Annotated in this window: 17 protein-coding genes; 6 read left to right on the forward strand and 11 right to left on the reverse strand. The window is 72.3% G+C overall.

The features are described from left to right. Positions 1-33 precede the first annotated feature (33 nt). Together GGD88_RS08350 and GGD88_RS08355 are read left to right on the forward strand one after the other, a co-directional pair. A complete protein-coding gene (locus tag GGD88_RS08350; RefSeq protein ID WP_184434216.1) occupies positions 34-864 on the forward strand; it encodes a hypothetical protein in 831 nt (276 codons plus the stop codon). Between the two features lie 559 nt (positions 865-1423). Continuing rightward, positions 1424-3109 carry a methyl-accepting chemotaxis protein gene (locus GGD88_RS08355; RefSeq protein ID WP_184434067.1) on the forward strand — a complete coding sequence of 562 codons (1686 nt, stop codon included), beginning with the start codon at positions 1424-1426 and terminating at the stop codon, positions 3107-3109. On the opposite strand, the gene GGD88_RS08360 is transcribed toward GGD88_RS08355, so the two are convergent. Then, the gene (locus GGD88_RS08360; RefSeq protein WP_184434071.1) at positions 3106-4170 is read right to left on the reverse strand and encodes an NAD-dependent epimerase/dehydratase family protein; all 1065 of its coding nucleotides are present in this window, start codon (positions 4168-4170) and stop codon (positions 3106-3108) included. The two genes, GGD88_RS08355 and GGD88_RS08360, sit on opposite strands and share 4 nt — an antisense overlap. A 222-nt stretch (positions 4171-4392) precedes the next feature. Here GGD88_RS08360 and GGD88_RS08365 point away from each other — a divergent pair, with 222 nt between their 5' ends. Then, positions 4393-6468, forward strand: a complete 2076-nt coding sequence (locus tag GGD88_RS08365) for a hypothetical protein (RefSeq protein WP_184434074.1) — start codon at positions 4393-4395, stop codon at positions 6466-6468. Between the two features lie 643 nt (positions 6469-7111). Here GGD88_RS08365 and GGD88_RS19135 read toward each other — a convergent pair. Genes GGD88_RS19135 through GGD88_RS08380 form a run of 3 tightly spaced genes read right to left on the reverse strand, consistent with a single transcriptional unit; the run spans position 7112 to position 11476 of the window. Then, entirely contained in the window at positions 7112-8368 is a 1257-nt protein-coding gene (locus GGD88_RS19135) for an efflux RND transporter periplasmic adaptor subunit (protein ID WP_184434077.1), read from the reverse strand. Positions 8369-8373: 5 nt separating this feature from the next. Further along, a complete protein-coding gene (locus GGD88_RS08375) occupies positions 8374-10737 on the reverse strand; it encodes an ABC transporter permease (protein ID WP_184434080.1) in 2364 nt (787 codons plus the stop codon). A gap of 4 nt (positions 10738-10741) precedes the next feature. Next, positions 10742-11476, reverse strand: coding sequence for an ABC transporter ATP-binding protein (locus GGD88_RS08380; protein WP_184434083.1), 735 nt, complete (start codon positions 11474-11476; stop codon positions 10742-10744). Positions 11477-11705: 229 nt separating this feature from the next. On the opposite strand from GGD88_RS08380, the gene GGD88_RS08385 reads away from it, so the two are divergent. Beyond that, on the forward strand, positions 11706-12656 hold the full coding sequence (locus GGD88_RS08385) for an aldo/keto reductase (protein WP_184434085.1): 951 nt from the start codon (positions 11706-11708) through the stop codon (positions 12654-12656). 78 nt (positions 12657-12734) lie between these two features. Here the strand turns inward: GGD88_RS08385 and GGD88_RS08390 are convergent, their stop codons facing one another. After that, positions 12735-15122, reverse strand: coding sequence for a heavy metal translocating P-type ATPase (locus tag GGD88_RS08390; protein WP_184434088.1), 2388 nt, complete (start codon positions 15120-15122; stop codon positions 12735-12737). Between the two features lie 216 nt (positions 15123-15338). On the opposite strand from GGD88_RS08390, the gene GGD88_RS08395 reads away from it, so the two are divergent. Together GGD88_RS08395 and cueR are read left to right on the forward strand one after the other, a co-directional pair. Beyond that, entirely contained in the window at positions 15339-15698 is a 360-nt protein-coding gene (locus GGD88_RS08395) for an SHOCT domain-containing protein (RefSeq protein WP_184434091.1), read from the forward strand. Between the two features lie 45 nt (positions 15699-15743). Beyond that, positions 15744-16169 (forward strand): Cu(I)-responsive transcriptional regulator, encoded by a 426-nt coding sequence (cueR, locus tag GGD88_RS08400; RefSeq protein WP_184434094.1) that lies wholly within the window; start codon positions 15744-15746, stop codon positions 16167-16169. 66 nt (positions 16170-16235) lie between these two features. Here the strand turns inward: cueR and GGD88_RS08405 are convergent, their stop codons facing one another. The 6 genes from GGD88_RS08405 to GGD88_RS08430 are packed head-to-tail and all read right to left on the reverse strand — an operon-like array spanning position 16236 to position 23530. Beyond that, a complete protein-coding gene (locus GGD88_RS08405) occupies positions 16236-17144 on the reverse strand; it encodes a sugar kinase (RefSeq protein ID WP_184434097.1) in 909 nt (302 codons plus the stop codon). Further along, complete coding sequence (locus tag GGD88_RS08410; RefSeq protein ID WP_184434100.1) at positions 17141-18067, reverse strand: 2-dehydro-3-deoxygalactonokinase; 927 nt, start codon at positions 18065-18067, stop codon at positions 17141-17143. The genes GGD88_RS08405 and GGD88_RS08410 overlap by 4 nt, the downstream gene beginning before the upstream one ends. 48 nt (positions 18068-18115) lie before the next feature. Further along, entirely contained in the window at positions 18116-18769 is a 654-nt protein-coding gene (locus GGD88_RS08415; protein WP_184434103.1) for a 2-dehydro-3-deoxy-6-phosphogalactonate aldolase, read from the reverse strand. Further along, the gene (locus tag GGD88_RS08420) at positions 18766-21003 is read right to left on the reverse strand and encodes a dihydroxy-acid dehydratase domain-containing protein (RefSeq protein ID WP_184434106.1); all 2238 of its coding nucleotides are present in this window, start codon (positions 21001-21003) and stop codon (positions 18766-18768) included. Before GGD88_RS08420 ends, GGD88_RS08415 begins: the two co-directional genes overlap by 4 nt. Then, positions 20997-22148 carry a galactonate dehydratase gene (gene dgoD, locus GGD88_RS08425; protein ID WP_184434109.1) on the reverse strand — a complete coding sequence of 384 codons (1152 nt, stop codon included), beginning with the start codon at positions 22146-22148 and terminating at the stop codon, positions 20997-20999. The genes GGD88_RS08420 and dgoD overlap by 7 nt, the downstream gene beginning before the upstream one ends. Positions 22149-22201: 53 nt before the next feature. Next, positions 22202-23530 carry a TRAP transporter large permease gene (locus GGD88_RS08430; protein WP_221237065.1) on the reverse strand — a complete coding sequence of 443 codons (1329 nt, stop codon included), beginning with the start codon at positions 23528-23530 and terminating at the stop codon, positions 22202-22204.

Below are 23530 nucleotides of genomic sequence, written 5' to 3' on the forward strand. Positions count from 1 at the left end.
ATTCAATCGGGAGGACAGGGGAGGATACAGGCCATGAGCGATGACCGGTACGAATACGGCGGTTACGACGACGATTGGTACGAGTACGGCGGCTCCGGCTACGACGATGACGACGACTGGTACGAGTACAGTGGCTCCGGCTACGATGAAGACGACCGGTACGACGACGACCGGTACGACGACGACCGGTATGACGACGACCGGTACGACGACGACCGGTACGACGACGACCGGTACGACGACGACCGGTATGACGACGACCGGTATGACGACGACCGGTATGACGACGACCGGTACGACGACAGCCCGTACGACGACAGTCCGTACGATGACGGCGGCATCTGGTCGGCGGCATCGCCCAACGCCCGCACCTACGACGGTCCCGGGATCGGCCCGCACGACACCGGGTTCCTGTCGGCCTACAGCGGGTTCATCGCCCTGAGCCACGTCGCCCTCGGGACCAGCCCCGCGATCGGCGACGCCATCCACAGCGTGGTGTCCGCGGGGGGCGGCCTGTCGTCGGCTGCCCGGGCCGTCATCACCGACACGAGCTTCAATCAGCAGTTCAACGGCGCCGCGACCCTCGACGACAAGATCGACGTCATCACCGTCGGACACCTGGGCCTGGGAGCCGGCAGCGAGGCCCACGCCGTCGCCAACGACTACTTCGAGAGCTGTCTGAACGGCGGGATGTCGGTCCCCGACCTGCTCATGTCGGTGGTCTCGTACCTGCTGGACGACGGGCGCCGGCTGTCGATGTTCGATCAGGCGGCCGAGACCGTGCTCGGCGGCGGCTCAACCGCTCTGGTCGGCGTGCTGGATGCGGACGACCTGGGCGGTGGTGCTGGGTTGACCGCCGTCTGACCCGAGCCGGTCGTCCGAAGCCGCTCAGAACCGGGAGCAAGGAGGGACGTGCCCACGCACCCCCTGTGTTGGGGCGCGTGGGCGCGCTTGACCCGTCGCGTCACTGTCGACTCGCGTGCTCCGACAACCTTGCGCGGCCGACGGCGTCGGGTTCCGGCCCCGCCACGCCGTCCCCCGGCGTCCCTCGGCATCCCTCGGTCGCCCCCCCACTCCAAGGCAGCTCGGGTCCTCGCACCCCGCCGGCTGCCCGCGCCAACGCCGCGAAGCGGCGTAGGGCTCTTGTCCTGACGAGTCAGGACAAGAGCCGGCCAGTATGACGAGCCGGAGGCCCTTCCGGCGTTTTATCTTGAGCGCGCGGGTCTCCTTGGACCCTCCATTGACTGTAATCGTTTAGTTAACGTGTGACCATTAGACTAAGCAGACCCTGCGGTTCAGGGCTCCGGCATTTTTTCGCCAATTGAGAGGGTGGGGGGCGGCCACGCCTTTCCATCGTGCGGGACCGCCAGCGACGGCGACCTGCAAACACCTTGGCGTCTTTACCAGAAAGGAGAAGGACGACATGAATCCGCTGCGCATGAGGATCGGGGGACGGCTGGCACTGATTGTCCTGGCGGCGGTTCTGGCCATCGTCGGCACCTCCGCGTCCCAGCTCATGGCCTTAAGGGATGTGATGCTGGAGGACCGCCAGGAAAAGGTGAAAAATGTCGTGGAGACCGCCCAAGGCGTCCTGGCGTATTTCGCGGCCGAGGCCGACGCGGGCCGCATGACCGAGGCGGCGGCCCAGGAGGCCGCCAAGGCTGCGATCACCGGCCTGCGCTATGCCGGTCGGGAGTATTTCTGGCTTCAGACCATGCAGGGCCTGATCCTGGCACATGGCGTCAACCCCGACCTGGTCGGTCAGGATCTTGGCGGAACTACGGACGCCAAGGGGTTCGCCTATCAAGATGCCCTGACCCGGGCGGCGCGGTCGGGGGGCGGGTTCGTCCGGTACCATTTCGCGCGGCCCGGCGCCGATGAGCCTCTGCCCAAGATCTCCTACGCGACGCGGTTCGAACCCTGGAACTGGATGATCGCGTCGGGCGTCTACGTGGACGATGTCACTGCGGCGTTCTGGCGCGCGACGGCTTTCACTGGCGTCGTGGTCCTGGCGATCGCGACGGTGTTCGTCGCGCTGGCGTGGGTCGTGGCGCGGAGCATCACCCGACCGATCCGCTCCGTCAGCGAGAACATGCTGCACTTGGCCGACGGCAAGGAGTCGATCACCATCGCGTATGCCGACCAGACAAACGAGATCGGCGACCTGTCCCGGGCCATGGCCATCTTCCGCGACAAGACGGTCGAGATGGAGCGCATGCGCGAGGAGCAGGTCCGCCGCGAGCACGAGGCCGAGGCGCACCGAAAAGCTGAGGTCGCCGAGATGGCCAATCGCTTCGAGGCGTCGGTCGGGCAGATCGTCGAGCAGGTGTCCCAGTCCGCCACGACCCTCAACGATGCCGCCGAGAGCCTGAGCGGTCTGGCGCGGACCACGAACATGCGGTCGACGGACGTCGCCGCGTCCGCCGAGGAGGCATCGGCCAATGTGGCGACGGTATCGTCCGCGGCGGAGGAACTGTCCGGGTCGATCAGCGAGATCAGCCAGCAGGTGGCGCGCGCGTCCAAGGTGGCGTCGGAGGCGGTCCAGCAGGCCGAGGGGGTAAACGGGACGATGCAGGGTCTTGCGCGCGAGGCCCAGAAGATCGGGGAGGTCCTGGACCTGATCACCGACATTGCCGACCAGACGAACCTGCTGGCCCTCAATGCCACCATTGAGGCCGCCCGGGCCGGCGATGCCGGCAAGGGGTTCGCCGTCGTCGCCAACGAAGTCAAGAGCCTGGCCCAGCAGACCGCTCGGGCGACGGAGCAGATCGGGTCTCAGATCGGCGGGGTCCAGTCCTCGACCGGCGCGGCGGTCACAGCGATCGAGACGATCACGCAGACCATTCGGTCGGTCGACGAGATCGCATCCTCGATCGCCGCGGCGATCGAAGAACAGGGCGCGGCCACCAACGAGATTGCCCGCAACGTGGAACAGGCGGCCCAGGGCACCCGGGACGTGTCGGCCAACATCGACGACGTCCGGTCCGCGGCCGTGGAGTCGGGGTCGGCAGTCGACCGCTTCCGCGACATGTCGGCGGGCCTGTCCGGGCAGGCGGACACCCTGCGCGAGGAGGTCCGGCGCTTCCTGGATACCGTGCGGACTGCCTAGGGCCGGTCGGCGGCGCCCGGCTCCGGGCCGCGCGGATCCCCGTGGTAGTCCAGGTACCAGGCCACGAACCGCGCGATCCCGGTTTCCAGCGGCGTCTGGGGCGCGCAGCCGGTGGTCGCCGTCAGGTCCGTGACGTCGGCCCAGGTCTCCGGCACGTCGCCCGGCTGCATCGGCCGCAGATCCTTGATGGCCTCGACCCCCAGCGCCCGTTCCAGCAGGGCGATGCAGTCCAGCAGTGCGACCGGGCGGCCGCTGCCGATGTTGTGCACGGCGAACGGGGCCACCGGACTGGTGGCCGGATCCAGGGGCGCGGCGCGGTCGGCCACAGCGGGGACGGGGGCCGCGACCGGGGCCGGCGGCCGGTCGGCGATCGCCAGCACCCCGGCCACGATGTCGTCGATGTAGGTGAAGTCGCGCGCCATGCGACCGGCGTTGAACACCTGGATCGGCTCCCCCGCCAGCATGGCACGGGTGAACCGGAACAGCGCCATGTCGGGGCGGCCCCAGGGGCCGTAGACGGTGAAGAACCGCAGCCCGGTACAGGGCAGGCCGTACAGGTGTGCCTGGGCGTGCGCCATCATCTCGTTGGCGCGCTTAGTGGCGGCATACAGCGTCATCGGGTGATCGGCGCCGTGGTGCGGACTGAACGGCTGCGCCGTGTTGGCGCCGTAGACGGAACTGGTGGAGGCGTACACCAGGTGCCCCGGCGGATGGGCGCGGCAGCCCTCCAGCACGTTGAAGAAGCCGATCAGGTTGCTGTCCAGGTAGGCGCGGGGATTCTCCAGGCTGTAGCGGACCCCGGCCTGAGCCGCCAGGTGGACGACCAGTCCCGGCCGGTGGGTCGCGAACAGGTCCAGCACACCCCCCGCGTCGGTCAGGTCCAGGCGCACCTCGCTGTAGCCCGCCCGGGCGCGCAGGTCGGCGGCGCGGGCCTCCTTCAGGCGCACGTCGTAGTACGGCGTGAAGTTGTCGAGCCCGATCACCGTCTCGCCGCGCGCCAGCAGGGCCCGCGCGACATGGAAGCCGATGAAGCCGGCCGCACCGGTGACCAGGGTCGTCATGGGTCGCTGCCGCCTTTCCTGCCGTAATCCGCCGGCTGCACCGTAAACCGGATGCCCCCGGATCGCCATGGCCGATCATCAGGGCCGATCATCAGGGCCGATCGCCGTCGCCCCGCACCCCTGGTGCCGGCGGGCGCGGTTCCCATCTTCAGGATCGGGGGTATGCCCGGCGCACACGGCCCCTGCGCCGCTGCCCTCCCACGATCCGGCCGGGAGCCTCGCATGACCGTCCTGACCGACATCGCCCTGGCGCCGCTGGTCCCGGTGTGGCTGCTGGCCGTGCTGGCCGGGATCATGGCCGCCCTGGCGGCCGTGTCGCTGTGGCGGCGCGCGCGCGGCGCCTGGGTCCGGCTGGTGCCCGGGGTGGCGCTCCTGATCGCGCTGGCCAACCCCCAGGGCCTGACGGAGCGGCGCACGCCCCTGGATGACGTCGCCGTCATCGCGGTGGACGAGAGCTTCTCCAACGGCCTCGGCGACCGTCCGGCCCAGACCGCCGCGGCCCTCGACGCCCTGAACCGCGCCCTCGCCACCCAGCCGACGCTCGACGTCCGCGTGGTGCCGGTGCCCGATGGCGGCGCCGACCGTGGCACCCGGCTGATGGAGGCGGTCCAGCGCGCCCTTGCCGACGTGCCGCCCGGCCGCCGCGCCGGCGTGATCGCGCTCACCGACGGGCGGGTGCACGATGCCGAGGCCGTCGGCGCCGCCGCCCTGGGCACCCCGCTGCACGTCCTGCTCACCGGTGCCCGCGACGAGCGCGACCGGCGCCTGGTGGTGGAGGCGGCGCCGGCCTACGGCCTGGTGGGCCGCACCCTGACCGCGACCGTGCGGCTGGAGGACCCGGGCCTGGCACCGGGCACGCCGGTGCCGCTGGCGGTGACGCGCGACGGCCGCCCCGCCGGCGACGTGGTGGTGCCGGCCAACCGGGCGGAGACTGTGACGCTGCCGGTGGAGCATGCCGGCGACAACGTGTTCGAGCTGACCGCCGAGGCGGTGCCGGGGGACCTGACGACGGCCAACAACGGCGCCGCCCTGACGGTCAACGGCGTGCGTGACCGGCTGCGGGTGCTGCTGATCTCGGGCGAGCCGCACGTGGGCGAGCGCGTGTGGCGCAACCTGCTGAAGGCCGACGCCAACGTCGACCTGGTGCACTTCACCATCCTGCGCCCGCCGCACAAGGACGATTCGACGCCGCTGCGCGAATTGGCGCTGATCGCCTTTCCGATCCGCGAGCTGTTCGAGGAACAGCTTGAGAACTTCGACCTGGTGGTGTTCGACCGCTACAGCCGGCGCGGGCTGGTGCCGCTGGGCTACCTCGCCAACGTCGCCGACTACGTGCGCGCGGGCGGCGCCCTGCTGCTGGCGGCCGGACCGGAGTTCACCGACCCGATCAGCCTGTACGACAGCGCGCTGGCCGATGTGCTGCCCATCACCCTGACCCGCGCCGTGGTCGAGCAGCCGTTCCGTCCACTGCCGACGACCGACGGCCGCCGCCACCCGGTCACCGCCGGCCTGCCCGGGTTGGAGGGCGGCCCCGACGGGACGCCGGACTGGGGGCCGTGGGCGCGCCTGATCGAGGTCCGGCCCACCGGCGGGCGCACCCTGCTGACCGGTCCGGGCGGCCGGCCGGTGCTGCACCTGGCGCGCAGCGGCGAGGGGCGTGTCGGGCTGCTGCTCAGCGATACCGCCTGGCTGTGGGCCAAGGGCTACGCGGGCGGCGGGCCGCAGGCGGAACTGCTGCGCCGCCTCGCGCACTGGCTGATGAAGGAGCCGGAGCTGGAGGAGGACGCCTTGCGCGCCCGCATGACCGGCGCCGGCCTGACGGTGACCCGGCGCGGCCTGGATCCGGAGACCATGCCAGAGACCGTGACGGTCACCGATCCGCTGGGCGACCGCCGGGCGCTGGCGCTGACGGACCAGGGCGACGGGCGCGCGGTGGCGACCCTGGCGGCCGACCGTCCCGGGGTCTACACCATCGACGACGGCACCCTGACCACCGTGGCGGTGGTCGGCACACCCAACCCGCGCGAGACCAGCGAGGTCAGCGCCACCGCCGACCTCCTGCGCGCCCTGGCCGAGGCCAGCGGCGGCGGCGTGCACTGGCTGGCCGAGGACGGCACGCCGGCGGTGCGGCGCGTGCTGGGGGCGCAGGCGACCCACGGGCCGGGCTGGATCGGGCTGCGCGACAACCGGGCCTTCAGTGTCGCCGGGGTCGACCAGACGCCGCTGATGCCGGCGTGGCTGGCGCTGCTGGCCATGCTGGGCGGGCTCGGCTGGGCCTGGTGGCGCGAGGGGCGGTAGGCATCCTGGCCGGCGCCCCCGCGGGAGCGGGGGCGCAAGATCCCCGTGTGTCTCGGTCCGACGCTCCGGCGTAGGACCATTTTCCTCTCGGTCCCACGCTCCCGCGTGGGACCCGGCGCGACGCCCCCGCGGGAGCGGGGGCGCGAGATCCCCGTGTGTCTCGGTCCCGCGCTCCCGCGTGGGACCATCTCCTTCTCGGTCCCACGCTCCCGCGTGGGACCCGGCGCGGCGCCCCCGCGGGAGCGGGGGCGCGAGATCCCCGTGTGTCTCGGTCCCACGCTCCCGCGTGGGACCATCTCCTTCTCGGTCCCACGCTCCCGCGTGGGACCATCTCCTTCTCGGTCCCACGCTCCCGCGTGGGACCATCTCTTTCTCGGTCCCACGCTCCCGCGTGGGACCCGGCGCGACGCCCCCGCAGGAGCGGGGGCGCAAGATCCCCGTGTGTCTCGGTCCCACGCTCCCGCGTGGGACCCGGCGCGACGCCCCCGCGGGAGCGGGGGCGCAAGACCTCCGTGTGTCTCGGTCCCGCGCTCCCGCGTGGGACCATTTCCCTCTCGGTCCCACGCTCCCGCGTGGGACCAGGCGCGACGCCCCCGCGGGAGCGGGGGCGCGAGATCCCCGTGTGTCTCGGTCCCGCGCGGGCTCACTCCACCGCGCGCTGGGCGACCGCCAGGCCGTCGGCGAGCCCGGCGGCGGGATAGAGGATCACCCGATCGCCGTCCGCCAGGCCGTCGAGAACCTGGGCCTGGACCCCGTTGTTGCGCCCGACCTCCACCGCGCGCAGCCGCGCCCGGCCGTCCGCCACCATGAACACCGCCCAACGCTCGCCGTCGCGGAACAGGGCGCTGGCGGGGACGACCAGCGCGGCCGCGTCCTCCCACACCACGATGCGGGCCTCGACGCGGTAGCCGTGGCCGAGCCGCGCCTGGTCCGTGCGCGGACCGGAAAAGCGGATCACGGTGTTGACCCGCTGCTCCTCGACGCCGAGCGCGGAATACTTGGTGAAGCCCCAGGGGTCCACCCGCTCGACCACAGCGTCCAGGGTGCCGGGACCGCCCCAGGCCTCGATCATCACCCGGTCGCCCGGCGCGACCTGGACGGCGTCGGTGGACAGCAGTTCCACCAGCACCTCCAGGTCGTGGTCGATATTGCCGATCTCCAGGATCGGGGTGCCGGCCGCCAGGGTGGTCTCGCTTTGCTGGATCACCCGCAGCACCTGGCCGTCGGTGGGCGCCCGCACCGGGATGGGGGCGCGGCCGGCGGCGGCGGCGCCGGGGGGACCGCCGGCGGGGGCGAGGGCCGGGGCGTGGCCCCCGGTATCGAACTCGATGAGTTGGGCGCGGGCCGTCTCCAGCTCGGCCTGACGCATGGCGATGGCGGCCTCGGCGGTGGCGAGGGCGGCGTCGGTGGCGCGCGCCGTGCGCAGGGCGCGATCCAGCACCGCCTGGCTGACGGTCCCGCTGGCCTGCAGGCGCCGGGTGCGGGCCAGTTCGGTGTCGGCCAGGTCCTTGTCCGCGACGGCGCGGTTCAATTCGGCCTGGGCCAACCGGACCGCCGCCTCGGCCGCCGTCACCGCCGCCCGGGCCTGCTCGCGGGTGCGCACGTCCAGCGCCGACGGGTTGCTGGGCAGCATCTGCGCCACCACCGTCTCGCCCCGGGCGACGCGGTCGCCGGGCTCCACCTCCACCCGCAGCAACCGGCCCGCGACCGGCGTCGAGACCACGTAGGCGTCGTGCACCCGGGTGCGGCCCTCCTCGTCGATGGTCACGACCATGGGCTCGACCGTCACGGTGCCGATGTCCACCCGCAGCGCGCGCGGCCAGAACGCCACGGCCAGCCCGGCGGCCACCAGCCCGACGGCGGCGACGGTGAGGAGATGGCGGGACCGTTTGCGGGCCATCGGGGTCACTCCCGGGTCTTCAGGGCGGAGACGAGGTCGACGCGGTCGAGGTCGCGCTTGACCAGCCAACCGGAGGCCAGCGCCGCCGTCAGCACCGCCAGCACGGCGACACCGCAGGCCCGGGCGCTGTACAGGGCGGGGATCTGGTACAGGTCGGTGCTGAAGCCCTCGGCCAGGCCGGTCGCCAGCAGGGCGCCCAGCGCCAGCCCCAGCGGCAGCGCGGCCAGGGTCACCACCGCCAGTTCGCCGAGCAGCACGAAGGCCGCCTCGCCGCGGGTGAAGCCGAGCACCCGCAGGCTGGCGATGTCGCGGGTGCGTTCGGCCTGGGCGATGCGGGCGGCGTTGTAGACCACGCCGAAGGTGATGACGAAGGCCAGCCCCGCCATGACGAAGCGCTGGGCGCCGGCGCCGCTGTCGATCAGGCTTTGCACGGCGTCGCGGGCCTGGGCCTTCAGGCTGACCCCGGCCACCGCCGGCATGTCCTTCAGCGTGCGGTAGATCGCGGGGCCGGAGGCGGTGTCGATGCGCAGCACCGCGCCGGAAACGCGGTGCGGCTCCCGCAGCGCGCGGTTGAGCGCCCCGATCTCCATGTAGGCCGGCGCGCCCACCAGCGTCTCGGCGATGCCGATCACGGGCAGGTCGAGCAGCGGCTGGCGGCCCTCGCGCACGTCGACGGTCAGGGCGTCGCCGGGCGCGATCTCCAGAATGTCGGCCAGCGCCACGGCCAGGATCACGCCCTCCTCGCGCAACCGGATGGGGCGGCTGTCCTGGTCCAGGGCGCGGTTCAGGCGCGGCGCCCCGACCAGGCCGTGCACCGCGCCCCGGTAGGTGTTCAGGCCGTGCCGCAGCACCGCCGGCACCACCCGCATCGGCTCCACCGCGATCACACCCGGGAGGCGCTGCAACTCCAGGATGGTCTTGTCGCCCTGGGCCTCGACGAAGGTGACGGTCACGTCGCTGCGGTCGGCAAGGTCGAAGGTGATGTCCATCACGCGGTTGAAGCTGTCCAGGATCGACAGCAGGCCGGCGCACAGCGCCAGCCCCGCGGCGATGCCGACCACCGCCCCGGCCATGCGGCCCGGCTGGCGCGTGATGCGGCGCAGCACCATGCGGCTCGGCTGGTCGAGCCAGGCGCCGAGCCCGGCGGCGATGCGGCCGGCGCGCGCGTAGTTCGGCGGGGTGGGCGGGCGCATGGCGGTCGCGGGGGTGAGCGCGAACACGCCGCGCAGCACGACCAGCCCGCCGGCCGAGGCGGCCAGCACGCTGACCAGAACGCCCAGGACAAAGGCGGCCGGGTCGGTCTGGAACACCAGGAAGGGGAACTTGAAGAACGTGAGATAGAACTCCACCATCGACCGCCCGGCGGCGACCCCCAGCAGGCAGCCCGCCAGCGCGCCGGCGGTGGCGATGGCCAGGATCATCTTGAAGTAGTGCACGGTCACGGCGAGGTTGCTGTAGCCGAACGCCTTGAGGAGGCCGATCTGTTCACGCTCGGCCTGCACCATGCGCGAGATCACGATGGTCAGCAAAAAGGCCGCCACCGCCAGGAAGATCGGCGGCACCACGGTGGTGGTGGTGCGCAGCCCGGCGATCTCCTCGCTGACGAAGCGGTTGGAGACGTGATCCTCCAGGCCGTAGGCGCCCTGGCCGCCATAGGGCGCAAGCAGGCGGTCGACGGCGGCCCGCACCGCCGCGGCGTTGGCGCGCGGCCCCAGCGACAAGAGCGCCTCGTTGAACGCGCCCTCCATGTCGTAGGCGGCGGCGAGCGCCGTGCGGCTCATCCAGATCACGCCGAAGCGGGCGTCGTCCGGCGCCAGCTCGCCCGGCGGGGTGGTGTAGAGGAACTCCGGCGACTGCGCCAGCCCCACCACCCGGAAGGTGCGCCGTGCCCCCTTCATGGTGGCCGACAGGGTGTCACCGGGGCGCAGGCCCTGGGCGCGCGCGAAGCTGGTCAGCAGCAGGATCTCGTCGGCCCGATCGGGGTCCAGGCGGCGGCCGTCGGTCAGGTAGACGTCGTTGACCCGTGGGGCGCCGAAGTCGGGCAGCGAGACCGCCTGCGCCTGCAACGGCAGATCCGCGCCGGGCAGGTCGATGAGGGCACCACCGGCGACCCGGCCCTCGGCGGCGGCGACGCCGGGAATCGCGGCCAACTCGGTCATCACCCGGTCGGGCGCCCGGGTCAGCGGCGCGAACACGTCGGCCAGGCGATAGCGCTCGTAGTAGGTGCGCCGCGTCTCGTCGAGCGAGGTGACCAGCCCGGTCATCATCACCAGCAGCAGCACGCCCACGGCGATGACCGCGCCGATGGCGATGGCCTGGCCCTTGATGCGCCACAGGTCGCGCAGCAGTTTCCGGTCCAGCGGGCGCATGCGGTCACCAGGCGATGTCGTCGGGCGACAGCTTGGTCGCGTTGGTCTCCACCGCCCGGATGCGGCCGTCGGCGAAGTGGACCACCTGGTCGGCGAGCCCGGCGGTCGCGGCGGCGTGGGTGACGATCAGCACGGTCGCGCCCAGGGTCTCGTTGACGTCGCGCAGCACCCCCAGCACGGCCCGGCCGGTGGTGCTGTCCAGGGCGCCGGTGGGCTCGTCGCAGAACAGCACCGTGGGCCGCTTGGCGACGGCGCGGGCGATGGCGACGCGCTGCTGTTCGCCGCCCGACAGCTCGGCCGGGAAATGGTCGGCGCGTGCGTGCAGGCCGACCAGCGCCAGGGCCTCGTCCGGCTCCATGGGGTCACGCGCGATCTCGGTGACCAGCTCGACGTTCTCGTGTGCCGTCAGGCTGGGCATCAGGTTGTAGAACTGGAACACGAAGCCGACGTGGTCGCGGCGATAGCGCGTCAGGTGCGCGTCCGTCATCGCGGTCAGGTCCTGGCCCTGGAACAGGGCGGTGCCCGCCGTCGGCCGATCCAGGCCGCCGATGATGTTCAGCAGGGTGGACTTGCCGCTGCCCGAGGGGCCGAGCAGCACGACCATTTCCCCCCGGGGAATCTCCAGGTCGACACCGCGCAGGGCGTGCACGGCGGCCGGCCCCTCGCCGTAGACCTTGGTCAGCCCCCGGGTGGTGAAGGCGGGGCTGTCGCGTCCGCCTGCGCTGGTCTCGCCGGGCATGCCGCCCTCGCGTGAGTCGCGACGGGCGGCGACCGCGCCCGTCTCCGGTCATCAGGATGACCCGGTGCTGCGGCGCACGCAAGCGAGGGACGTCGCCACGGAGCCCCCGACGGTGGCAAAGGCCGCACCGTGGTCCTACGTGGGGGGCAGACCGGGACCGGCGCGCGGCCGGACCGTCCGTGTCCGCGCCGCCGGCCCGCTTCCCCTGCTTCACCAATCGAGAGGCGAGATGACGACCCTGACATTTGCCAACGGCGATGCGATGCCCCAGTTCGGCCTCGGCACCTGGAAGGCCGAACCCGGCGCCGTCGGCGCCGCGGTGACCGAGGCCCTGCGGCTGGGCTACCGTCACATCGACTGCGCGCGCATCTACGGCAACGAGGCCGAGGTCGGGCAGGCCCTGGCCGAGGCCTTCAAGGGTGGCCTGCGGCGCGAGGACGTGTGGATCACCTCCAAGCTGTGGAACGATGCCCATCGGCCCGAGGACGTGCGCCCGGCCCTGGAGCAGACCCTGGCCGACCTGGGCCTGTCGTATCTGGACCTGTACCTGATGCACTGGCCGATCGCGCACAAGCCGGGTGTGACCCTGCCGCAGACGACCGACGAGATGTTCATGCCGGACGAACTGCCGCCGTCCGAGACCTGGGCCGCCATGGAGGCGCTGGTGGACGCCGGTCTGACGCGGCATATCGGGGTCAGCAACTTCAACGTGCCGCGCCTGAAGGCCCTGATGGAGAGCGCCCGTATCACGCCGGAGATGAACCAGATCGAGCTGCACCCGTACCTCCAGCAGCCCGAGATGCTGGCCTTCTGCCGGGAGGCCGGGGTGCATCTGACGGCCTACTCGCCGCTGGGCTCGCGCGACCGGCCGGCCGTTCTGCGCCAGGAGAACGAGCCGACGCTGCTGGACGACCCGACCGTGGCCGAGATCGCCGCCCGTCACGGCGCGACGCCGGCCCAGGTGCTGATCGCCTGGGCGCTGCACCGGGGCACGGCGGTGATCCCGAAGTCGGTGACCCCGGAGCGGCTGGCGCAGAACCTGGCGGCGACCGAGGTCCGGCTGTCCGACGACGACATGGCGGCGCTGGGCACGCTCGACCGTGACGCCCGCTACGTCAGCGGCAATTTCTGGTTCCTGCCCGGCAGCCCGTACACCATGGAGACCCTGTGGGCGGCGTGAGACCCCTCGGGTGCGTTCGGATGAGCGTCACCGGCCGGGTGGGCGACGACCCGCCCGGCCGGTGCGCGGTGAGCCCCATCAGGCCGAGCGGCGCCGGTCGTCGATGCGGACCGTGCGCAGTCGCAGCGCGTTGCCGATGACCGACACCGACGACAGGCTCATGGCCGCCGCCGCGAAGATCGGCGAGATCAGGATGCCGAACACCGGATACAGCACCCCGGCCGCCACCGGCACCCCGGCCGCGTTGTAGACCATCGCGAAGAACAGGTTCTGACGGATGTTGCGCATGGTGGCCTTGGCCAGCCGGCGCGCCCGCACGATGCCGTCCAGGTCACCCTTGACCAGGGTGAAGCCGGCACTTTCGATCGCCACGTCGGCGCCGGTGCCCATGGCGATGCCGACGTCGGCCTGGGCCAGGGCGGGGGCATCGTTGACGCCGTCGCCGGCCATCGCCACCCGGCGGCCCTCGGCCTGAAGGGCGCGGATCAGGTCGGCCTTGTCCTCCGGCAGCACGCCGGCGCGGATGTCGTCGATGCCGAGCCGGCCGGCCACCGCGCGCGCCGTGCGCTCGGAGTCGCCGGTCGCCATGATGATCGACAGGCCGAGCCGGTGCAGCGCCCGGATGGCGTCCGGCGTGGTCGCCTTGACCGGGTCGGCGACGCTGACCAGGCCGGCCACGGCGCCGTCCAACACCACGCTCATGACGGTCTCGCCACGGTCGCGGCGGTCGTCGGCCATCGCCTGGGTCTCCGCGTCCTCCAGGCCCAACTCGGCCAGCAGGCGGGCGTTGCCCAGGGCCACGCGCCGGCCCTCGACCACGCCGCGCACGCCGCGTCCGGTCAGGGCTTCGAAGTCCGACGCCGCGGCGGGCGCGATGCCGCGCGCCTCGGCGCCGCTCACGATGGCCTCGGCCAGCGGATGTTCCGAGCCCCGCTCCAGGCTGGCCGCCAGCCGCAGCACCTCGGCCTCGTCGTGGCCGTCACGCGGCAGCACGGCGACCAGCCGGGGCTTGCCCTCGGTCAGGGTGCCGGTCTTGTCGACCACCAGGGTATCGACCTTGGCGAAGCCCTCCAGGGCCTCGGCGTCCTTGACCAGGACGCCGGCCTGGGCGCCGCGCCCGGTGGCGGTCATGATCGACATCGGCGTCGCCAGCCCGAGCGCGCAGGGGCAGGCGATGATGAGCACGGCGATGGCGGAGACCAGGGCGTAGGCATAGGCCGGCGCCGGCCCCCAGACCGACCAGGCGATGAACGACAGCACGGCGATGGCGATCACCGCCGGCACGAACAGCCCGGCCACGGCGTCCGCCACCTTCTGGATCGGGGCGCGCGAGCGCTGCGCGGCGGCGACCATCTCGACGATCCGGCTGAGCGTGGTCTCGGCGCCGACCCGGGTGGCTTCCATGATCAGGCTGCCGCTGCCGTTCAGGGTGGCGCCGGTGACCGCGTCGCCGGTCTCCTTCTCCACCGGGATGGGCTCGCCGGAGATCATCGACTCGTCGACCGCCGAGCGGCCCTCGACCACCACGCCGTCGACCGGGATCTTCTCGCCCGGGCGCACCCGCAGGCGGTCGCCGGTCTGCACGTCGTCGACCGGGATGTCGTCCTCGCGGCCGTCGGGACGCACGATACGCGCGGTCTTGGCGGCCAGCCCCATCAGGGCGCGGATCGCCGAACCGGTGCGTTCGCGCGCCGCCAGTTCCAGGATCTGGCCCAGCAGCACCAGGACCACGATCACCGCGCCGGCTTCGAAGTAGACGCCGACGGTGCCGTCGGCGTTGCGGAAGCCGGCCGGGAACAGGCCCGGCGCGACCACGGCCACGACACTGAAGGCATAGGCGGCCGCTACCCCCATGCCGATGAGGCTGAACATGTTGAGCTTGAGGGTGCGGAACGAAACCGCGCCACGCACCAGGAACGGCCAGCCGGACCACAGGATGACGGGGGTGGCCAGCACCAGCTCGATCCACAACGCCAGGCGGTGGCCGATCCACTCGCGCACGGGCAGGCCGATGTACGGCCCCATGGCGATGACCACCAGCGGCACCGTCAGCACCGCGCCGACGGCGAAGCGGCGGCGGAAATCCACCAGTTCCGGGTTGGGACCGCTGTCCTCGGCCGGCCTCCCCTTGGGCTCCAGGGCCATGCCGCACAGCGGGCAGGAGCCGGGGCCGACCTGTTCGATCTCGGGATGCATCGGGCAGGTGTAAATGGCGTCGGCGGGCGCCTCGTCGCGGGGGCCGGCGGGCGGTGGCGCGCCCGACTCGTCCGCCACATATCGGTCGGGGTCGGCCTCGAACCGCGTGCGACACCGCTCCGAGCAGAAGTGGAAACGCTCGCCGCGATAGACAGCGGTGTGGGCGCCGCGTGTCGTATCCACCGACATGCCGCACACGGGGTCGGTGGCCGTGCCCGGCGTGTCTGCGGGGGCGGCCGCGCGGGCCGCATGGGAAGGGGCGTGGGCCATGATGACCTCCTCGTCCGGAGTCCCTTGGGGACGGTATAGCACGACGGTGGGGGTTCCCCGTGCTGGAAGGTCAAGGGCGCGTTGGGCGCGATGCGCGGCCTCTTGACCTTCCCCCTGCTGGAAGCCCCATCGTCGGAGCCATCACCGAGAACGCGGGTGCGGAGCGGGCTTGATCGCGTGGTCCGCGCCGCCCCACATCCGAGAAGGAGAGGACCAATGACACCGATCCGCAGGATCCTGACCACGACGGCCACTGCGGCGCCGCTCGTCGCCCTCGCGCCGCTGGCGGCGGCCGACACCGGCACCGGCACCGGCGGCTACGGCCACGGCAGCATGATGGACGGCATGATGGGATGGGGCGGCGGCTGGTTCGGCGGCCCGTTCATGATGGTGATCTGGGTGCTGCTGTTCATCGCCCTGGCGGTGTTCGTGGCCCGGCTGATCGGCGGCAGCGGCCCCGGCGGCGGCCGGCCCAGCGAGCGCGACCAGGCGCTGGATGCGCTGCGCACCCGGTTCGCCCGCGGCGACATCGACCGCGACGAGTACGAGACGCGCCGCAAGGCTCTCGAAAGCTGACGCGCCGCACCGCGGCGCGCCACCCCCGACCGGAGGATCTCCGCCATGAACATCGGCACCGTGGCCGAACGCAGCAGCCTGCCGGCCAAGACCATCCGCTACTACGAGGAGATCGGCCTGGTGCGGCCGGCCCGGGACTCCAACGGCTACCGGGCCTTCTCGGACACCGACCTGCACAAGCTGGCGTTCCTGGCCCGCGCCCGCTCGCTCGGGTTCACCCTGGAGGACTGCCGCTCGCTGCTGCGGCTGTACGAGGACCGCAGCCGCGCCAGCGCCGACGTGCAGGCCGTGGCCCAGGAGCATCTGGACCGCATCACCCGCAAGATCGCCGATCTGGAGCTGATGCGGGCGACCCTGCGCCACCTCGTGGACCGCTGCCAGGGCGACGAGCGCCCGGACTGTCCGATCCTGGCGGACCTGGCCGGGAGCGATGCGGCGGCGGCCGAGGCCGCACCGGCGGAGCGGCATTGAGACGACGCACCGGGACGCGTCGGCGTTGGGCGAGGAAGGCCGGGCGCCCCGCGTCGAGGCCGTCCGTCAGGTCAGCGCGGCTTCGACCGCGGCGCGGTGCGGCATCGGCGCCACCGCGCCATAGCCCTGGGTCGACAGCGCCGCCGCCACATTGGCGGTGCGCGCCGCCTCGACCGGATCGCGGCCGGCCGCGAGCGCGGCGAGGAAGGCCCCATCGAAGGTGTCGCCCGCCCCGGTGGCGTCGACGGGCGTCACCGGGTGCACGGGCAGCCGGGTGCGCGCCTGGGGTGTCGCCACCAGGGTTCCGGCCGCGCCCATGGTCAGCGCCACGATGGACGCTCCGAGGCCCAGGTAGACGTCGACGATGGCGTCGGGGTCGGACAGGCCGGTCAGGTGCTCGGCATCCTCCAGGCCGGGCAGCGCGATATCGCACAGCGCCATGGCGGCATGAATCAGCGCCCTTGCCCGCGCCAGCGGCCATAGGCCCAGGCGCAGATTGGTGTCGCAGGAGACGCGCACCCCGGCCGCGCGGGCGAGGTCGATGGCGGCGAACACGGCGTCGGCGGCGCTGTCGGAGATCGCGAGGCTGATGCCGGAGACGTGCAGGATCCCGGCCTCCCGGATCACGTCCGCGGGCAGGGTCGCGGGCGACAGGCGGCTGGCGGCGGAGCCGGCGCGGCGGTAGCTGAACCGGTGGCCGTCCGGGCCGTGGCTGACGAAGTAGAGGCCGGTCGGCGCCGTCGGATCGCGGACGACGCCGCGCGCGTCCACCCCCTCGGTGGCCCACAGGTCCAGGAACGCGTCGCCGAACGGGTCGGTGCCCAGGCGGGTGACCATGCCCACGCGCGCGCCCTGGCGCGCCGCCGCCACCGCGACGTTGGCGGTGTCGCCGCCGAAGCCGCGCAGGTAGCGGCCGTCGGGCTGTTCGTTGAACTCGATCAACGGTTCGCCCAGGCAGACCAGGTCCAGGGTCATCTCTCTCCCACCTCCATCAGCGCCGCCACCGCCTGCACCCCGGCCAGGGTGGCGCGGTCGGCCGGCACCCACACCCCGTCGAGGCCGCGGGCCGCCAGCGCCCGCTCGTAGGGCGTCCGCAGCGCCGCCCCGCCGACCAGGATCACCGGCCCGTCACGAATCGACGGATCGCGCGCCAGGGCACCGTCCAACTCGGCCCCGATCAGCACGCCCGACAGGAAGCTGGCGATGCCGGTTGCCGGCAGCGTGCCGTAGAGGTGCCGACCGCGCGCCGAGAACACATGATGGAGCACCCCGTCCGGTCCCGCAGCCTGCGTCAGCCCGGCGTCGAAGGCGGCCGGGTCGAAGGCGACGCCCGACTGCGCCGGCTGGCCCAGGATCGTGTGGCGCATGAGGACGGCGTGCATCTCGCCGGTCAGGAAGGTGGCGAAGTCTACCACCCGGTTCGCCTCGGCGCGCGCCCACTTGGCGTGGGTTCCGGGCAGGCAGAAGCGCCCGCCCGGGCGGTCCAGCAGCGCCAGCGCGCCCAGGATCTGCACCTCCTCGCCGCGCATCACGTCGACGTCGCCAGAGGCGTTGCGGCGGTGCGTGCCGGGCAGGATCCAGGCGTTGGACAGGCCCTCCGCGGCCACCGCGCCCGCGGCCAGGTCGACCGCACCGACCGGCACCGAGGGTTGCCCGGCCTTCAGCCAGCCCGACGGCGCGCCCACCATGCCGGCCATCAGCACCGGCGGCGCGCCCCGGCCCGATTCGCGCCAGGGCGCCAGGCGGGCGGCGCAGTACTCCGGGAACGACAGCCCGGCCATGGCCGTCAACCCGCGGCCCTCGGGGATGGTCTCCATAACCTGCCCACTCACCCGGTCCACCAGCCAGGCCCGGAAGCTGGTCGTGCCCCAGTCGATGACGATCAGACGCTCGCTCATCCTGCCCCCCTCCCTCGCCCGCACGGCGCCGAACGCCGCCGCGCCGCCTCACCCCGCCGTCAGGCGGCGCCACTCCGCCACCAGGTCGCGCGCGATGGCGCCCACCTCGGCGGCCGGGCGACCCGGCTTGTACAGGTTGGAGCCCATGCCCAGGCCGTCGGCCCCGGCGGCGTGGAAGGCGGCCATGCGGGAGACGTCGATGCCGCCCAGGGGGATCAGCCGGGTGCCCCGGGGCAGCACCGCCCGGATGTCCTTCAGGTAATCCGGCCCCAGCCGCGCGGCCGGGAACACCTTCAGCACGGTGGCGCCGTGGCGGGTCGCCAGCAGCGCCTCGGTCGGCGTCATGCAGCCGATCAGGGGCACCAGCCCGGCCCGCACGCCGGCGTCGATCACCCCCGGATCCGTGTTCGGGGTCACCATCAGGCCGGCGCCGAGCGCGGCCAGGCGGCCGGCGTCCTCCGGCGTCAGCACGGTGCCGGCGCCGACCATCACCCCCGGCGGACAGTGGGCCAGCAGGCGGGCGATGCTCTCGAACGGTTCGGGTGAGTTGAGCGGCACCTCCAGCAGGGTGAAGCCGGCGTCCACCAGTGCATCGGCGACCGGCAGCGCCTCGTCCGGCGTGAGGCCGCGCAGCACGGCGACCAGCGGCATGGCGGCGAACGCGGCCTCGAAGGCGGCGTCATGGGTGGGATCAGCGGTCATGTCTTCGTGGCCTTCGGCACGGGGTAGGGTCTCTTGGCGCGGCGGTCGACGGCCATCGGCACCACGCCGCGGCTGGCATCGGAGACGCCGTCCATGACATTGCAGGCGGCGATCTCCAGCCGGCGCGCCTCCATGCGGTCCCAGCGTTCGGTGAACAGGGCGGTGCGGCCGGCGTCGGTGTGCGGATCCATCGGCTCCAGGCGGCCGGCCCGGAAGGCGGCCGGCGCCAGCAGGTCGAGCCGGCCGGCGCTCAGGTCCAGGCGCAGCGCGTCGCCGTCGCGCAGGTAGCCGATGCCGCCGCCCTGGTAAGCCTCGGGCACCATGTGGCCCAGGCAGGGTCCCTTGGTCACCCCGGAATAACGGCCGTCGGTCACCAGGATCGAGGACGCCTCCAGCAGGCGGTGATGGCGCAGGTTCTGCGACGGGGCGAACATCTCCGGCATGCCATAGGCCAGCGGCCCCTGGCCGGCGATGACGAAGGCGAAGGCGAGCAGCCCCTGGCCCACCAGGTCACCGAACAGGGCCGGGTCCTCGGCCGCCTGGCGGCCCTGGGCGGCGGCGCCGCCGTTGGCCGCCACCGCCGCGCCCAGCAGGGCGGCGTCCAGGCTCTCGGTCCGGCGCAGGCGCTCCATCAGGTCGGCGGCGGCGAAGTCGGCGCTGCACGCGTGCTCGTTCTCGTAATGGCGCACCAGCAGCACGCGGCCGTCGAAGTGGGCGATCTGGTCGTCGCTGAGGCCCGAGATCTTGACCACGCAGGACTCGAAGAAGCTGCCGTCCAGCACTTCGACGCCGGAGCGGGTGCGGATCGGCCGCGCCCGGATCACGGCCGACTCGCCCAGGCTCTCGTCCACCGGATGGTCGCGCAGGTCGGCGATGCGCGCGGCCCAGGTGCCGCCGGTCACCGTCGGTGCGTCCAGGTCCAGCGGCACACCCAACCGGGCCAGCACGGCGTAGAGGCTTTCCATGCCGCGGTTGGCGCCCTGGGCGAACTGCCGGGCCAGGGCGAAGGTGTCGCGGCCCTCCGTCAGGCTGTGGGCGAACACCTCGGGGACCGGGGTGGCGTCGCGGATCGCGCGGTAGGTGTCGATGGTCACGTCGAAGCCGGCATGGCGCATGATCGACGGCAGGTGCAAGAGCATGTTGGACGACGAGCCGGTGGCGCCGTGCATCCGGACCACGTTGGCGAAGTTGGCCGCCAGCAGCGAGACCACGCTGTATTCGGGCTTGTTGAACAGGGCGAACAGGCCGTCGATCCCCTTGGCCACGCCCTCCTGGGGCGGCAGCCCGGTCAGCAGCTCCAGCTCTGGCGGGGTCAGGCCGAGCGCCGCCATCATCGTCCGCGACGAGTTGCCGGTGCCGTTGAAGGCGCAGATGCCGCCGTCCTCGTGGCAGGTGGCGGCGGCGAGTTGGTCGAGCAGGCGGCGCTTGGCCACCGGCTTGATGAGGTCCAGGTTGACGGCGCGTTCGAGCTGGCCGGCGAAGGCCTCGTCGGAGGAGCATTGCAGGATGTAGCGCAGGGTCTCGCGCAGGTCGGCGCCCAGGTCGTGGTGACCGGCGGCGTCGGCGGCCTCCGCCACGTCCAGCAGGGCGCGCCGGGTGCCCTCCGGCACCGTGCCGCCGCGCAGCACGTGCTCGGGCGCGAACACCGCCCACACCGGCGCCTGGTTGCCGCGCGCGCGGCGCGCCACCTCGGCCGCCGCCAGCGCGGCGATGATGGCCGACGGCGACTTGTCGCAGCCCGCCAGCACGTAGGCGGCATGGTACGAGTGGCCCTCGAAATTGATGTTGACCGCCGCCGACGTGTGATTGCGCGAGGCCAGCGAATAGCTCTGGCCGATGTTGCTCTGCGCCGTGCCGTCGCAGATCACCGGCACCGAGAAGTGGAACGGCACGCCGCCGTTCTGCCACACCCGCGCCGCCGCCATCAGGGCATGGGCGCGGTCCAGCAGGTGCGCCGGGTGGTCGGGTGAGCCGGCGATGATGGCCACGCGCGGCCGGTTGGCGACCAGGCGGCTGACCACCTCGGGCAGGGTGACGGTTTCCAGCCGGGTCAGCGGCGAGCCGGGGGGCAGCGCCTCGACCGCGTCGCGCAGCAGGCGCACCACGGTGATGGGTTCGTTGGCGAGCCCCTGGATGCAGTCGCGATAGGGGTTGTGGGCTTCGTCGATGACGATCGGGGTGTTGTGACCGGGCGGGGGTGTGCCCGGCCCGGTGGGGGACGCCTCGTCTACCATTCCGACACACTCCCGTCCTCGTGGCGCCACACCGGGTTGCGCCAGCGATGGCCCTCGGCGGCGCGTTCGATCACCACCGCCTCGTTGATCTCCACCCCCAGCCCCGGCCCCTCCGGCACCGGCAGGAACCCGTCCGCGCCCACGGTCAGGGGGGCCGGGTCCACCAGGTAGTCGAGGATGTCGGAGTTGACGTTGTAGTGGATGCCGAGGCTGAACTCCTGGATGAAGGCGTTGTAGGCCACCGCGTCAAGCTGGAGCGAGGCCGCCAGGGTCAGCGGTCCGAGCGGGCAGTGCGGCGCCACCGCGATGTCGTAGGTCTCGGCCAGGGCGGCGATCTTGCGCCCTTCGGTCAGGCCGCCGCAGTGCGACAGGTCGGGCTGGATGATGTCCACGGCACCGGAGTCCAGCACCGGCTTGACCTGGGTGCGGTGGTACAGGCGCTCGCCGGTGGCGATGGGGTAGCCCAGGCCCTGGGTGATCGCCGGCAACTGGTCCAGGTGGTCGGGCAGCACCGGTTCCTCGACGAACAGCGGGTGGAACGGCGCCAGCTCGCGCAGCAGCACCTTCGCCATCGGCCGGTGCACGCGGCCATGGAAGTCGATGGCGATGCCGATGTCCGGTCCCACGGCCGCGCGCGCCTCGGCCACGCGGGCGACGGCGGCGTCGATCCTGGCGTGGCTGTCGACGATGGCCAGTTCGGCGGTGCCGTTCATCTTGAAGGCGGTGAAGCCCTGCGCGACCACGGCCCGGGCCTGGGCGCCGACGTCGGCCGGGCGGTCGCCGCCGATCCACGCGTACATGCGCACGCGGTCGCGCACCCGCCCGCCCATCAGGGCGTGCACCGGCGCGCCCAGGGCCTTGCCGGTGATGTCCCACAGCGCCTGGTCGATGCCGGCCATGGCGCTCATCAGCACCGGTCCGCCCCGGTAGAAGCCGCCCCGGTACAGGGTCTGCCAGATGTCCTCGATGCGGCGCGGGTCGCGCCCAATCAGGTAGTCCGACAGCTCCTCCACCGCGGCCGCGACGGTGGCGGCGCGGCCCTCGATGACGGGTTCGCCCCAGCCGACGAGGCCGGCGTCGGTCTCCACCTTCAGGAACAGCCAGCGCGGCGGCACGGGGTAGGTCTTCAGGGCGGTAATGCGCATGATGTCACGTCCCAGGAGGGCCGGCGCGCCGTGGGTCCGGCGCGCCGCCCGACTCAATCCACCAGCCACATCGCGATCTGCGGCTGGAACAGCAGCAGGGCCAGAACGACGATCTGGATCGCCATGAACGGCAGCACGGAGCGGTAGATATCCACGAGGGTGATGTTCGGCGGCGCCACGCCCTTCAGGTAGAACGCGGCGGGTCCGAACGGCGGCGACAGGAACGACACCTGCATGTTCACGGCGAACAGGATGCCGAACCAGATCGGGTCGTAGCCCAGTTGCTCGACGATCGGCACGAAGATCGGCAGACACAGCATGGCGATGCCGATCCAGTCCAGGAACAGGCCCAGGATCAGCAGGATCAGCATCATCACCATCAGGATCAGCACCGGGGCCATGTCCAGGCCCAGAATGGTGCCGGAGACGAAGCGGTTGCCGCCCATCAGGTTGTAGACACCCACCAGGGTGGCGGCGCCGACGCCGATCCAGATGATCATGCCGCAGGTGTTGATGGTCTGGGTGACGGCCTGCTGCATCAGGGCGAACGAGAACTCGCGCCGCAGCACGATGCCCACCAGCACACCGAACACCCCCATCGCCGCCGCTTCGGTCACCGAGGCCACGCCGCCGTAGATCGACCCCAGCACCATGAAGGCGATGATCGCCGGCAGCACGATGTGGCGCATCTCGCGCAGCTTCTCGCGCCACGGCATGTGCGCTTCCTCTTCCGGCACCGGCGGCCCCATGGCCGGGTTCCAGAAGCAGCGGCTCAGCACGTAGGCCATGTAGCACAGCATCAGGATCACCGCCGGGGTGATCGCGGCCGTGAACAGGTCGGCGATGGAGACGCTGGCGATCAGGCCGTAGATGATCAGCACGATCGACGGCGGCATCATGGTGCCGAGCGAGCCGCCGGCGCAGACCACGCCGATCGACAGGTGCTTGTTGTAGCCCAGGCGCAGCATCTGCGGCAGCGCCAGCAGGCCGAGCAGCACGATCTCGCCGCCGATGATGCCGGACATGGCGGCCAGGAAGAAGGCCACCACCAGCGTCTGCACGGCCACGCCGCCGGGCACGCGCCCGGCCAGCACGCGCATGCCGTTGAACAGGTCGCGGGCGATGCCGGAGCGGTCCAGCAGCGAAGCCATGAAGACGAACATGGGCACGGCCACCAGCGAGTATTCGGTGATGAAGCCGTAGACCCGGCTCGTGACCAGCGGCAGCGCGTTGGGGCCGAACCAGCCGAAGGTGAAGACCAGCGCCACCATGCCGGTGGTGAAGGCCAGGGGGAGCCCGGTCAGCAGCAACAGGAAGATGCTGCCCACCAGAATATAGGTGCCGAGCTCGATGCCCATGTCGCTCATGCCGAGGCCGCCCAT

The organism is Roseospira goensis, assembly GCF_014197795.1.
Lineage (GTDB): Bacteria > Pseudomonadota > Alphaproteobacteria > Rhodospirillales > Rhodospirillaceae > Rhodospira > Rhodospira goensis.